The sequence below is a fragment of the Pantoea sp. B9002 genome (assembly GCF_013385945.1).
Lineage (GTDB): Bacteria > Pseudomonadota > Gammaproteobacteria > Enterobacterales > Enterobacteriaceae > Pantoea.
In genome coordinates, this window is record NZ_JACAPA010000001.1 from 52,183 (window position 1) to 65,021 (window position 12,839).

Here is a 12,839-nt window from a genome sequence, read left to right on the forward strand (position 1 = left end):
CCTCTGCCTGTCGTTAACAATTCATTACATTACTTTTAACTTGTTGTATTCGATCGCTTCTTTTCCCGGTCCCTACAAGGAGTTAACTCATGAACAACGTCAAAACCAGTCTCATCTGGTTAGCGGTGGCGTTAATTGGCGCGGGCGCATTTGCCATGCTGGCCCTCAGCCGTGGCGAACACGTCAACGCGGTCTGGCTGGTGATTGCCTCCGTCGCCTGCTACAGCATTGCCTATCGCTTTTACAGCCTGTTTATCGCCAAGCGTATTTTCGAACTGGACGATCGCCGTCGCACGCCGGCGGAGCGCTTAAGTGACGGCCTCGATTATGTGCCTACCAATAAATGGGTGCTGTTCGGCCACCATTTTGCGGCGATTGCCGGTGCGGGCCCGCTGGTCGGTCCGATCCTCGCGGCGCAAATGGGCTTCCTGCCTGGCACCATCTGGATTTTAGTTGGCGTGATGTTTGCTGGTGCGGTGCAGGATTTCCTGATCCTGTTTATCTCAACGCGTCGTGATGGCCGCTCGCTGGGTGAGATGGCACGTCAGGAACTCGGCTCGTTCGCTGGCGTGGTCACCATGCTCGGCGCGCTGGGTGTGATGATCATCATCCTCTCCGCGCTGGCTCTGGTGGTGGTGAAGGCGCTGGCCAACAGTCCGTGGGGCTTGTTCACCATTGCCGCAACCATTCCGATTGCCTTGTTTATGGGCGTATATATGCGCTTCCTGCGTCCGGGAAAAATCGCGGAAGTGTCGATCATTGGTTTTGTGCTGATGATGGCGGCGATTATTTACGGCGGCAATGTAGCGGCCGATCCCTATTGGGGCCCGCTGTTCACGCTGAAAGGCACCGAGCTGACGTGGGTGCTGGTGATCTACGGTTTTGTCGCCTCTTCGCTGCCGGTGTGGCTGCTGCTGGCGCCGCGCGATTATCTCTCCACCTTCTTGAAAATTGGCGTGATTATTGGTTTGGCCATCGGCATCGTGTTTGCCATGCCCGAGATGAAAATGCCTGCGGTGACCAAATTTATTGATGGCACCGGGCCGGTCTTCTCCGGTGCGCTGTTCCCGTTCCTGTTTATCACCATCGCCTGTGGCGCCATTTCAGGTTTCCATGCGCTGGTTTCGAGCGGCACTACGCCGAAACTGGTGGAGCGAGAAAGTCATATCCGCTTTATCGGCTACGGCGCGATGCTGATGGAATCCTTTGTGGCGATCATGGCGCTGATTTGTGCCTCGGTGCTTGATCCGGGCGTCTACTTTGCCATGAACTCGCCTGCCGCACTGATTGGCAGCACGGTGGAAAATGCGTCGCAGGTGATCAACGGCTGGGGCTTCGTGGTGACGCCAGAGATGCTGAGCGGCATTGCGCGCGACGTCGGCGAAAGCACCATTCTTTCGCGTGCCGGTGGCGCACCAACCTTTGCGGTCGGCATGGCGCATATCATTACCGAAGTGTTTAACAGCCGCGCCATGATGGCGTTCTGGTATCACTTCGCCATCTTGTTTGAAGCGCTGTTTATCCTCACCGCTGTGGATGCCGGTACCCGCGCCTGTCGCTTTATGGTGCAGGATCTAGTGGGCACCGTGGTGCCATCGATGGCGAATAACCGTTCATGGTTGGGCAACATGGCGGGAACCACCGTCGCTGTGGCGGGCTGGGGCTTCTTCGTCTATCAGGGCGTGGTTGATCCGCTCGGCGGCATCAATACGCTGTGGCCGCTGTTTGGTATCGGCAACCAGATGCTGGCGTCAATGGCGCTGATTCTCGGCACCGTGGTGCTGTTCAAAATGAAGAAGCAGCGCTATGCGTGGGTGACAATTGTTCCGACCGCCTGGCTGTTTATTACCTCGATGACCGCGGGCTGGCAGAAGATTTTCCACGAGAAACCGTCGATTGGTTTCCTTGCGCAGGCCAACAAGTTCCGCAAAGGCATTGATGACGGAATCGTCATCGCTCCCGCCAAAAGTGTTGCTGACATGCAAACCATCGTCTTCAGCAATCAAATTAACGCGGCCCTGTGCGCCTTCTTCATGCTGGTGGCAGTGACCATGCTGGTGGCAGCCTTCTTCGTGATTCGTCGGGCGCTCAACAGCACGGTGCCAACCACCCATGAATCTGAGATCTCACTGCGCAAAGAGGTGCGAAATGTCTGAGTCCATTTATCACTGGAGAAAACCCACCGGGGCGTGGCACATTCAGCAGTGCTTACCAATCGCACCCGCCATGGCTGGGCATAATCTTACGCGTTGGCAGCGCATCTGGCAGGGATTGCAGCAAAGTTTTCGTTTAATGGTCGGCGTTCATGACTATCAAACTTATCTGAAGCATATGCGCGAACATCATCCAACCATCGCCCCCATGGATGAGCGCGCTTTTCACCGTCACTGCCTCGATGCCCGCTTTCCCAGCCAGGCCGGAAAACTGGGTAAGTGCCCTTGCTAACAGAGATCAGCCCCGCTTGCCGGGGCTTTTTCGTGCCATTCTTTAATAAAAACAAAAATATATTTGGATTGCATCTTGTGCTGACGCAGGAGGTTGAATACTGTTGCTAAAATAATGAGATACCGCCCGCTGAGCATTCCCCCGGAGGAAGTTTCCATGACCGATGAACAAGGGCAAACATTGCTATATACCTTGTTTGGCACCACCAGCCCTCATTGGCGTTTAACTTCAGATAGTGATGCTCTGCATTTTGCCGAAGATGAGAACGCGAACACCAATATGGCGGTTCCGCTGACTCCCGCACAGGCCAGTTTATTACGTGCGATGACGGTCATTACCTCAAGTATTAACCTCACGCTGTCACTGCATGGCGAACCCGTTCCGATGCATTTTGTCGGCCGTAAAGTCAATCAATCTACCTGGGCTGGCACCTCTTCAGCTTGGGGCGATACGTCGTCTGTCGCGCGCGATTTGACGCTGGGATTATCCTTCGCCGAGCAAGTGGTTTCTGAGGCGAATTCCGTCATCGTGATCCTCGATCAACGCGGCAATATTCAGCGTTTCAATCGCTTGAGTGAAGAGTATACCGGGCTGAAAGAGCAGGAAGTGATTGGCCGCAACGTATTCCAGCTGTTTATGACCAAGCAGGAAGCGCAGGCATCACGCCGTAATATCGCCGGTTTCTTCAGTGAAGGCAGTTCTTACGAAGTTGAACGCTGGATAAAAACCCGTAAAGGTCAGCGACTGTTTCTGTTTCGTAATAAGTTCGTTCACAGCGGTAGCGGAAAAAATGAAATTTTCCTCATCTGTTCCGGAACCGACATAACCGAAGAGCGCCGCGCTCAGGAACGCCTGCGCGTACTGGCCAATACCGATACCGTCACCGGTTTACCCAATCGCAACGCGATCCATCAGCAGATTAGTCTGGCACTGGAGCTGGCGAATGGCAGTCAAACCGGCGTGGTGTACCTCGATTTAGACAATTTTAAGAAGGTGAACGACGCTTACGGCCATATGTTTGGCGATCAGCTGCTGCAAGCGGTGTCGCTGGCCATCCTCAGCTGCCTTGGCAAAGACCAGACGCTGGCGCGCCTTGGCGGCGATGAGTTTGTGGTGCTGGCGGAACACACCAGCCAGGCAGCGCTGGAAGCGATGGCGTCGCGCATTCTTGAGCGGCTGCGTCAGCCGTTCCGCATTGGCCTGATTGAAGTTTACAGCGGCTGCTCAATTGGTATCGCCCTCGCCCCGCTGCATGGCGAAGATCGCGAAAGCCTGATTCGTAACGCCGATACCGCGATGTATCACGCCAAAGAGAATGGGCGCGGCAAGTTCTGCGTGTTCGCTAACGAGATGAATCAGCGCGTGTTTGAGTATTTGTGGCTCGATACCAACCTGCGCAAAGCGCTCGAGCTGGATCATCTGGTGGTGCATTACCAACCGAAGCTCAATGCCGAGGGCGAAGTGCTGAGCGCCGAGGCGCTGGTGCGCTGGAACTCGCCGGAGCGCGGCCTGGTACCGCCGGGCGATTTTATCTCGTATGCCGAAGAGTCCGGTTTGATCGTGCCCCTGGGCCGCTGGGTGATGCTCAACGTGCTGCAGCAGATCATCAAGTGGCGCAGCGAAGGCATCTATCTGCGCGTTGCGGTTAACGTCTCGGCTAAGCAATTGATCGACCAAAGTATTTACACCGATCTGAAGCAGGCATTGAATGAAGCCGGTTTGACCGATTGCCCGATTGATATCGAACTGACGGAAAGCTGTCTGATAGAGAATGAAGCCGGTGCGCTGATGCTGATGAAACAGTTTCAGGAGCTGGGCGCGCAGGTGCATCTGGATGACTTTGGTACCGGTTACTCTTCGCTTTCCCAGCTGGCGCGCGTCCCTATTGATGCCATTAAGCTGGATCAGAGCTTTGTACGTAATATCAACAAACAACCCGTGGCGCAGTCGCTGGTGCGTGCGATTGTCGCGGTAGCCAAAGCCCTGAAGCTGCAGGTGATTGCCGAGGGCATTGAAACCAAAGCCGAAGAGAAGTTTGTTATGGCCAATGGTGTTGATGGGCGTCAAGGTTATTATTATGCAAAACCAATGCCCGCAGAACAGCTCGGGCATTGGCTGGCTAAGCATCCTGCCCGCGTTTAACGCTGGTTTGCGAGATTAGCCGGCTTTGCGCAAGGATGCGCTATGACGGTTCTGCAGTTGTACCAGTCGTTCCATGTAAGCAATGTCTTTTGGTTCCAGTGTGAAGGCATAATCGACCCAATCCTCCGTGATATCCATCAGCTCAGCGCGTGATAACTGCAATACGCGCTGACGCGCTTTCAGCATTGCCCGCACGCCGTTCAGCTTTGGACGTAACGTATCGATGAAGGTGCGTGTGGTGCGATAACCATCGCCCGGCTGGAACACTTTGTCGACCAGACCACGCGTTTCATACCACTCCGCGCTGTGTGATTCTCCTTCCATAATCAGCTCTTCGGCCAGCTTCATGCCAGACCGACGCGCCACTAGCGAGTAGCCGCCCATGCCGGGGAACAAGTTAAACGCGATCTCCGGGAAGCCCATGCGTGCGCTGTTTTGCGCCAGAATGAAGTGATGTGCCAGCGCCGCTTCAAAGCCGCCGCCGAGCGCACTGCCCTCAATCATCGCCAGCGTGACCGCACCGGTATCGAAACCCCGCGCGGCGGAGTGGATGCAGTCGACACAGGCACGCGCATAAGCGCGCAGTGCTTCACGACGGTTGTTGCGAATGCATTCCACGAAGAAACGCAAATCGCCTCCGGCGTTAAACATCTGTGGCACTAACGATCCCGTCACCCAGAAATCAATCGGCAGACCGGAACGCTGAGCGGAATAGCTCAGGTTCATGATCTCCTCAATTAATTCGTGGTTGAAACTCGGACGGGGTTGCGCACGCAGCATCATCCACATGGTGCGGCGGCCCTCTTCATAGTAGGCGGCGAGCTGTGTGGTTTGTCCAACTTCGGTGAACAGTCTGCATGTCGGTTGGTTAATTACTGTCATTGTCTCATCCTCTGTTTATGTTTATGTAGTGCGTTAAACGCCACATCAGCGTAATCCAGAGTGAGGCCAGACCAAATGAGAGATTGATTTATAAAGCAAAATCCAGAGATATCCCCGACCAGCGGCCGGGGAAGCATTAGCGGGCTTACTTGATGGCAGCGCGTTGCCCCACGGCAACATGAGATCGCTTAACGCGTCGTGAATAAACCGCGGTGATGATGGGTACAATGACGGAGGTCACAATTACCGACGTGGCGACTAATGCCGTAGCGGCGGGTGCGACCGGTTTAAACTGTGGCAGCATCTCGGCAATCAACACTGGCGTGGCCACCGCAGCGCCGGCGGTACTCGATGCCGCAATCCCCGCCGTACCATCGCCACCGCCAATCAGGCGATCGGCAATAATCAGCGGAATGCCGGTGACAATGATAACTGCAACGCCCAGCATAATGCCCAGCAGGCCAGTTTGCGCGATAACGGTCAAATCAATGGTGTTGCCCAACGCGAAGGCAAAGAACGGAATCAGCGTGTGTACCGCTTTGCCAAAGAACTCGCGCAGTTCGGGATCAAGATTACCCAACGCGAACCCGACGATAAACGGCAGTACCGCGCCAACGAAGACATGTGGCTCGAATGAGGCTATGCCCGCGGTGCCAAGAATCACCATCGTCATCAGCGGCCCGGACTCCAGCGACATCAGGACAAACGCACCGGCCTCTTCTTTCGAACCGTATTGCTGCATGATGGAAGCGTATAAACCGCCGTTGGTCATATCCATCGCCGCCACTAACGCCAGCGTGGAGAGTCCGGCAAACATACCCACCTCCACGCCGTTTTCCGGCATCACACGTGAAGCAATCGCCGCGACAACCCACGCCACCGCAATCTTGGTTAGCACCAGCGTGCCCGATTTACGCAGCACCGTGCCGGTGGCGCTGAGTTTGATGGATGCGCCCATGCAGAAGAACCACACCGCAAGAATCGGTACGGTGCCAGTCATCAACCCATTGGTGAACGAACCAAAGTATTTACCTGCGCCCGGAGAGAACGTATGACACAGCGCGCCCAAAAACAGCGGAATCAGCATCATACCGCCAGGAATTTTATCGATTGCACGTTTGATATGCATAAGGGTGTCACCTTAACTGAGCCAGAGGGAGGTGTTTTTATGAATTGCCAGATGGCATGGCGAGCAAGATAACGATTGGCAGAAAGGAAAAAAGTGATCACAAATACATAAATGAAACGCTGTTTTATTTTTATTGATTGATCATTTTGTATTTATGATGCGCATCGCCATACCAGATGATTGGAAGTTAAAAGAGAGGAGCCAGCAGACGTTTTTGCTCAAAGGATGGATTATCTTTGCGGGCGCTGACACATCTGCCAAATCTGCCCTTTTCAACAACACGCACGGAAGCTTATGAGCAGGCCGGGGTCACTTTTGGGCCGGCAATCCGCAGCGCTGAACGAAGCGAGGAAGCCAGGAGAGCCCGCAGGACGCGGGCGAAAGGCGGAGCCGGGACATGGAAGTCCCGTCTCCGCCGGTCCGTCCGGCAGACGAGTGAAGTGAAGGTACCGCGCAAGCGGCGCGAGGACAGCCGGACCAAAAGTGACCCCGGCCTGCGCGCTCGTCATAGGCTTAATTGACGCAGGTACCTCTGTTATCAGCCAGCATTAATTCTGGCCATACCACGCATTTTTACCGTGCTTACGCAGGTAGTGCAGATCAAGCAAGGTTTGCGAGATCGGCGGTAACTCAGTGCGCAATTGTTCAGTATGCAACGCCATATAAGCCACTTCTTCTAATACCACCGCACTGTGTACCGCAGCATGCGCATCTTTGCCCCAGGCAAACGGGCCGTGGGAATTAACCAGCACGGCGGGGATTGCTGCTGGCTCAATTCCGCGCTGCGCAAAAGTTTCAACGATCACCTGCCCGGTATTCCACTCGTATTCCTGCTCAATCTCTTCGCGCTTCATCTGCCGCGTGCAGGGAATGGTGCCGTAGAAATCATCGGCGTGCGTGGTGCCCAACGCGATGATTTCACGTCCAGCCTGCGCCCAAATGGTGGCATGGCGCGAGTGCGTATGCACGATGCCGCCGATCTCTGGCCAGGCGAGATAAAGCGCGCGATGCGTGGCGGTATCCGAGGATGGGCGCATCTTCCCTTCAATCACTTCGCCGCTGGCGAGATCGACCACCACCATATCGTCGCGCTGCATCTGCTCGTACTTCACGCCAGACGGCTTGATCACCAATAAACCCCGATCCCGGTCCACCGCACTGACATTGCCCCAGGTAAAAGTGACCAGGTTGTAACGGGGTAAATCGAGATTAGCTTCCAGCACCTGCTGCTTTAACGCTTCCAGCATCTTTTTTCTCCTGCAAACTGTGATAGCTGAATTGTGCGGAGCAGGGAGAAAAAGCGTTATGGATGGAACGGCTGTAAAAGCTGCGGAAAGTGGCTAAGGCGTTAAATGTGTGGCGCGGGTTGGTTTCGATGATTAAACAAGAAGTGGCTTGCAAACTCGCACTTTAGGACCGTTTTACCCTGCCGAGTGTGGCGTAACATCTATACTTATAGCGTTACCTCGGTGTTAACAATCAAGGAGAAGTTAATGACTACAACAATGAAACGTCTTACTGCTGCCGTATTGGCAACAACATTAGTTGTCGCGCTGAGCGGCTGTTCGAATTGGTCTAAACGCGACCGTAATACCGCAATCGGTGCGGGTGCCGGTGCCATTGGTGGTTCAGTGCTGACCAACGGTAGCGGACTCGGTACCGTTGGTGGCGCAGCCGTCGGCGGCATCATCGGTCACCAGATCAGCAAATAAATTATAATTATCAGGCTACGCAGCGCATCTACTTAACAACGGGCCACCTAAAAGTGGCCCGAACTGCTTCAACCGCCCGCCAGTTTGACTTTCATGCCTTTGGCTTCCAGCAGCGTTTTTATCAAATCGCGTTTATCGCCCTGAATCTCAATCACGCCCTCTTTCACTGCCCCACCGCAACCACACTTTTTCTTCAGTTCAGCAGCCAATTTTTCGAGCGCGCTATCATCCAGATCGATACCGGTAATCAGACACACGCCCTTACCTTTTCGTCCGCTGGTTTGGCGCTGAATACGCACGATGCCATCGCCTTTCGGCCGCGGTGCTTTCTCTTCTTCATGAGTGATACGACCGCTATCGGTCGAATACACCAATCGATTGTCCTGAGCCATTAAGCCTCCTGTAAACTCTGCAGGATTTGCTGCAGCGTGGCGGCCGGATCGGCGGATTGGGTGATCGGACGCCCGATGACCATATAATCCACACCGGCGAGTTTTGCCTGCTGCGGCGTCATGATGCGGCGCTGATCGCCCGCATCGCTGCCGGCCGGACGAATGCCAGGCGTAACCAGCGCGAAATCCTGACCAATCACCTGCTTAAAGTGCGCGGCTTCCTGCGCCGAACAAACCACGCCGTGCAGGCCGCAATCGCGGGTCAAACGCGCCAGTCGCTCAGCCTGCTCGGCTGGAGACAAGGTAATGCCCAAACCTTTGAGGTCGTCCTCATCCATGCTGGTCAACACGGTGACGGCAATCAGCAGCGGCGCATCGTTGCCGAATGGCACGAGCGCTTCACGAGCCGCGTTCATCATGCGAGCGCCACCGCTGGCGTGCACGTTCACCATCCACACGCCAAGATCGGCTGCTGCCGCGACTGCATGTGCGGTGGTGTTTGGGATGTCATGAAACTTGAGATCGAGGAACACTTCAAAACCCCGTTCCTGCAGCGTTTTCACCAGCGATGGACCAAACAGCGTGAACATCTCTTTGCCCACTTTCAGGCGACACTGGCTTGGATCGATGCGGTCTACAAACTGCAGCGCGCTGTTGAGATCATGATAGTCGAGTGCCACCAGAATAGGTGAAGTGGTTACAGGCATAACGTTTCCTCAGTGACAGGCACCCGCAGGCGCGATGGACAAACGGCAAGCATTCTACCTGCGCAGGCCGGTGCCGACAATCACGCTGCCGCCAGAACTTGCCTGTTTGACCGCTTGCTGCACGATGTCGAGGCAGCGTCATAATTAGAATCATTAGTATGTTGTAACTAATAAGAGATAAACAGAAGAGATTTACGGCCATTATTGGCCGTCGAGCCCACGGATAGGTTTAACCGAAGACCAGGCGCGACAAGATGGGCAATGCCAGTAAAGAGCATGGGCAGTGAAGCCACATTTTTGGCAGCGATATCGCGGCTTAGTGCGAATCTGCTCGCCGACCATGTCGCGCAGCACCATCAAGCTCTCTTTCGCACGTCCGTCTTCCGCTTCGTGTAAGTGGAAATCCATCAAACGATGGAACACGCGCATAGTCGGATGACGCTGAAGCTGACGGTTGATATACAGCTGTGCCGCTTCCGGGCCCTGCTGCTGTTCAAGAATATCGGAGAGATAAAGCTCCGCTGCGGCGCCGGTATTCTCATCGACACAACGCTGTAAAAATTGTGCCCAGTTTTCGGGTTGGTTCAGGCGCTGGTAGCAAGTTTCCAGCATGGGTAAGGTTTCACTCACCAGCTCTTTGTCCTGCTCCAGCACGCGCTGCAATCGGCTGGCGGCTTTGGCGTACTCGCCCTGCTCCATCAAAATGCGGCCCATCATGATTGAGACGCGCGCGCTTTGGTGGTCGGCTGACTCGCCCTTCTTCAGTAAGCTCATCGCCCGATCAAGGTCGTCGCTGCTTAATGCCTGTAACGCCAGCTCACAGTAGAAATGGGCAATTTCGCCTTTCTGCTTGTCTTTGCCGAGCTTAACCAGCTTTTCCGCCACGTCGATGGCTTTTTGCCAGTCGCTGGTAGCCTGATGAATCAACAGCAATTGCTGCAGCGCGCCGATACGGAAATCGGTCTCTTCCACCAGTTGCCCAAACATATCTTCGGCACGATCGTACAAGCCCGCGGCCATGTAATCGCGGCCGAGTTGCTGGATCGCCAGTAAGCGCTGCTCATAACTAAGTGACGCGCTTTCCATCAGGGATTGGTGAATGCGAATGGCGCGATCAACTTCACCACGCGAACGGAACAGGTTGCCAAGCGTCAGATGCGCCTCAACCGTGCCGCTGTCCTCTTTCAACATGTCGAGAAAGAGATCAACCGCTTTGTCCTGTTGATTGGAGAGCAGGAAGTTTACGCCGGTCACATAATCGCGCGACAGGCGGTTCGCTTCCTGTTGCTTATCCTGATGTGCACTGCGTCGGCCCATATACCAGCCATATGCCGCAGCAACAGGAAGAAGCAGAAACAGCAATTCAAGCATCGAAAATTAATCCCGACGACTGGCAGTTGGTGATGTAGTCACTGCGGTTGATTGTTCATTCTGTGCCTGCATACGTTTAAGTTTACGCTGCGCATTTGCCAGGGAAACACGTAAGCGTAACCAGAACAGACCACAAATCGCCCATCCCAGCAGGAATCCAGCGCCAAACAGACTGGCGAGCAGTGTTGAAATGCGGAATTCGCCCTGCGCTAGCAGATAGTTAAAGGTGATGACTTGGTCGTTGTGCGCTCCGAGCGTGACGGAGATGATGAAAATGACCAATACCACGAGAAAAATAAGCAAATATTTCACAATGCGTCCTGTCGAGAGGTTATCCAATAGAAGTATGCCAAAAAACCGCCGTCGATGCTGCTTATCCCCACTTCTGTTAGCGCTTTTTTCTGCAAGCACAATCAATCATATGGGGATGAATAGCCTAATTACAATCCATCATCACGTTGCGCGATCTCACGATGTTCTTCTGGCGGGATGGTGAGCGGGCCGCAGAAACGCTGAGCCAGCAGCGTGGCAACGGTCACCAACAACCAGGATATCAGCGTTGCCATCACTAAATCACGCGGCCAGTGCATTCCTAATACCAGGCGGCTGCCCATCACCGCGGTCGCCCAAACGAATAATACGGCAACCGTGGCAAAATGGCGGCGCGGCCACAATAAGCCGATGGCTAAAAGCGCCCAGCTGGCGGCAAACATGGTGTGTCCGGAAGGAAATGCATAGCCGGTTTCAAACGCCCAATGATTCTTCAGCCATTGCGGCAGTTGGGTATCGTTGGCCAGCAAAGTTGAGACCATTTCGCCGCGCTGCTGGCGATGAAGCTGATAAAACTCATCACCGTTAATGCCATGACTTTTTTCCAGCCAGATAACATACGGGCGCGGTTCCTGCACACGCTCTTTGATTGAGGATTTGGTGTACTGACCGGCAAGAATCGCGCCGTTCATAATGAGAAGGAGCAGAATCGCGGGTTTAAGTCGAAAACGTAAACACCACAACACCCATGCGCTGAGGATAATACTGGTAAGGATTCCCCACGGATTGGTGACGGTTTCCGTCATCCAAAACAGCACGCGAAGTAGATTGCCACTTTCCCCGGGTTGCCATTGCCAGTTAGATATCCATACGCCCAACGGCATCAGCAACAATAAAAACGCCCCTAAGGTGGTGCGCTGAATGATTTTTAACATTCGCTTCCTTTTAGATCCGCATTAACAGGTGCGTTATGCATAACTTTAGCTGAAAAAAGAATAACATACCCATTGCGACTTGGATAATTGTGCTTTATCACTACAATCACTCTGACCGATTAACGGCAGCCGTTCGGGTTGTGGCACAATAGCGTAAGTTTCACCGGGCACATGGCCCGTGCGTTATCATGATGATAGCGCATCCTCTGAAGGTTCTGGAGAGTCACATGCAGCTTAAACGGGTAGCAGAAGCCAAACTGCCCACGCCATGGGGAGATTTCCTGATGGTTGGTTTTGAAGAACTGGCAACCGGCCACGACCATGTCGCGCTGGTTTATGGTGATATTAGCGATCACAATCCGGTGTTGGCGCGCGTCCATTCCGAATGTCTCACCGGCGATGCCCTGTTCAGCTTGCGCTGCGACTGCGGCTTCCAGCTGGAAGCGGCGTTAACGGCGATCGCGGAAGAAGGTCGTGGCATTCTGATGTATCACCGTCAGGAAGGACGTAACATCGGATTACTGAATAAAATCCGTGCTTACGCGTTGCAGGATAAAGGCTACGACACGGTCGAAGCCAACCATCAGCTCGGTTTCGCCGCTGATGAGCGTGACTTCACGTTATGTGCAGATATGTTCAAACTGTTGGGCGTCAATGAAGTGCGCTTGCTGACGAACAATCCGCGCAAAGTTGAGATTCTGACCGAAGCCGGTATCAATATCGTTGAACGCGTGCCGTTGGTTGTCGGGCGTAACCCGAAAAACGCGCACTATCTCGATACGAAAGCCGAGAAAATGGGCCATCTGTTGCCAAAGTCTTAAGCAGTCTTTATAGCAAATAAAAAAGCCGGGAAA

General features: G+C 54.1%; 13 protein-coding genes. 5 read left to right on the forward strand and 8 right to left on the reverse strand.

What is annotated here, in order from left to right; translation table 11 throughout:
• Positions 1–89 precede the first annotated feature (89 nt).
• The 3 genes from HX773_RS00215 (at position 90) to pdeR (ending at position 4,587) form a co-directional block, all read left to right on the forward strand.
• Positions 90–2,156 carry a carbon starvation CstA family protein gene (locus HX773_RS00215; protein ID WP_176969976.1) on the forward strand — a complete coding sequence of 689 codons (2,067 nt, stop codon included), beginning with the start codon at positions 90–92 and terminating at the stop codon, positions 2,154–2,156.
• Positions 2,149–2,445, forward strand: coding sequence for a YbdD/YjiX family protein (locus HX773_RS00220; RefSeq protein WP_176969977.1), 297 nt, complete (start codon positions 2,149–2,151; stop codon positions 2,443–2,445). The genes HX773_RS00215 and HX773_RS00220 overlap by 8 nt, the downstream gene beginning before the upstream one ends.
• 156 nt (positions 2,446–2,601) lie before the next feature.
• Entirely contained in the window at positions 2,602–4,587 is a 1,986-nt protein-coding gene (gene pdeR / locus HX773_RS00225; RefSeq protein WP_176969978.1) for a cyclic di-GMP phosphodiesterase, read from the forward strand.
• 15 nt (positions 4,588–4,602) lie between these two features.
• Here the strand turns inward: pdeR and HX773_RS00230 are convergent, their stop codons facing one another.
• The 3 genes from HX773_RS00230 to araD form a co-directional block, all read right to left on the reverse strand.
• A complete protein-coding gene (locus HX773_RS00230; RefSeq protein ID WP_007892438.1) occupies positions 4,603–5,469 on the reverse strand; it encodes a crotonase/enoyl-CoA hydratase family protein in 867 nt (288 codons plus the stop codon).
• Between the two features lie 145 nt (positions 5,470–5,614).
• Positions 5,615–6,598: a 2-keto-3-deoxygluconate transporter gene (kdgT, locus tag HX773_RS00235; protein WP_007892437.1), complete on the reverse strand. Its 984-nt coding sequence runs from the start codon at positions 6,596–6,598 to the stop codon at positions 5,615–5,617.
• A gap of 548 nt (positions 6,599–7,146) precedes the next feature.
• Positions 7,147–7,845 carry an L-ribulose-5-phosphate 4-epimerase gene (araD, locus tag HX773_RS00240; RefSeq protein WP_176969979.1) on the reverse strand — a complete coding sequence of 233 codons (699 nt, stop codon included), beginning with the start codon at positions 7,843–7,845 and terminating at the stop codon, positions 7,147–7,149.
• A 246-nt stretch (positions 7,846–8,091) separates the two neighbouring features.
• On the opposite strand from araD, the gene osmB reads away from it, so the two are divergent.
• Positions 8,092–8,310, forward strand: a complete 219-nt coding sequence (osmB, locus tag HX773_RS00245; RefSeq protein WP_008106509.1) for an osmotically-inducible lipoprotein OsmB — start codon at positions 8,092–8,094, stop codon at positions 8,308–8,310.
• Between the two features lie 68 nt (positions 8,311–8,378).
• On the opposite strand, the gene yciH is transcribed toward osmB, so the two are convergent.
• From yciH to pgpB, 5 genes are all read right to left on the reverse strand, one after another.
• On the reverse strand, positions 8,379–8,702 hold the full coding sequence (gene yciH / locus HX773_RS00250) for a stress response translation initiation inhibitor YciH (protein ID WP_176969980.1): 324 nt from the start codon (positions 8,700–8,702) through the stop codon (positions 8,379–8,381).
• Positions 8,702–9,409: an orotidine-5'-phosphate decarboxylase gene (gene pyrF / locus HX773_RS00255; RefSeq protein ID WP_176969981.1), complete on the reverse strand. Its 708-nt coding sequence runs from the start codon at positions 9,407–9,409 to the stop codon at positions 8,702–8,704. Before pyrF ends, yciH begins: the two co-directional genes overlap by 1 nt.
• A gap of 201 nt (positions 9,410–9,610) precedes the next feature.
• Positions 9,611–10,780, reverse strand: coding sequence for a lipopolysaccharide assembly protein LapB (lapB, locus tag HX773_RS00260; RefSeq protein WP_110866246.1), 1,170 nt, complete (start codon positions 10,778–10,780; stop codon positions 9,611–9,613).
• A 6-nt stretch (positions 10,781–10,786) separates the two neighbouring features.
• Positions 10,787–11,092, reverse strand: coding sequence for a LapA family protein (locus tag HX773_RS00265; RefSeq protein ID WP_008106517.1), 306 nt, complete (start codon positions 11,090–11,092; stop codon positions 10,787–10,789).
• A 128-nt stretch (positions 11,093–11,220) separates the two neighbouring features.
• The gene (gene pgpB / locus HX773_RS00270) at positions 11,221–11,985 is read right to left on the reverse strand and encodes a phosphatidylglycerophosphatase B (protein ID WP_176969982.1); all 765 of its coding nucleotides are present in this window, start codon (positions 11,983–11,985) and stop codon (positions 11,221–11,223) included.
• A gap of 227 nt (positions 11,986–12,212) precedes the next feature.
• On the opposite strand from pgpB, the gene ribA reads away from it, so the two are divergent.
• Entirely contained in the window at positions 12,213–12,806 is a 594-nt protein-coding gene (gene ribA / locus HX773_RS00275; protein ID WP_008106521.1) for a GTP cyclohydrolase II, read from the forward strand.
• The last annotated feature ends 33 nt before the right edge of the window (positions 12,807–12,839 follow it).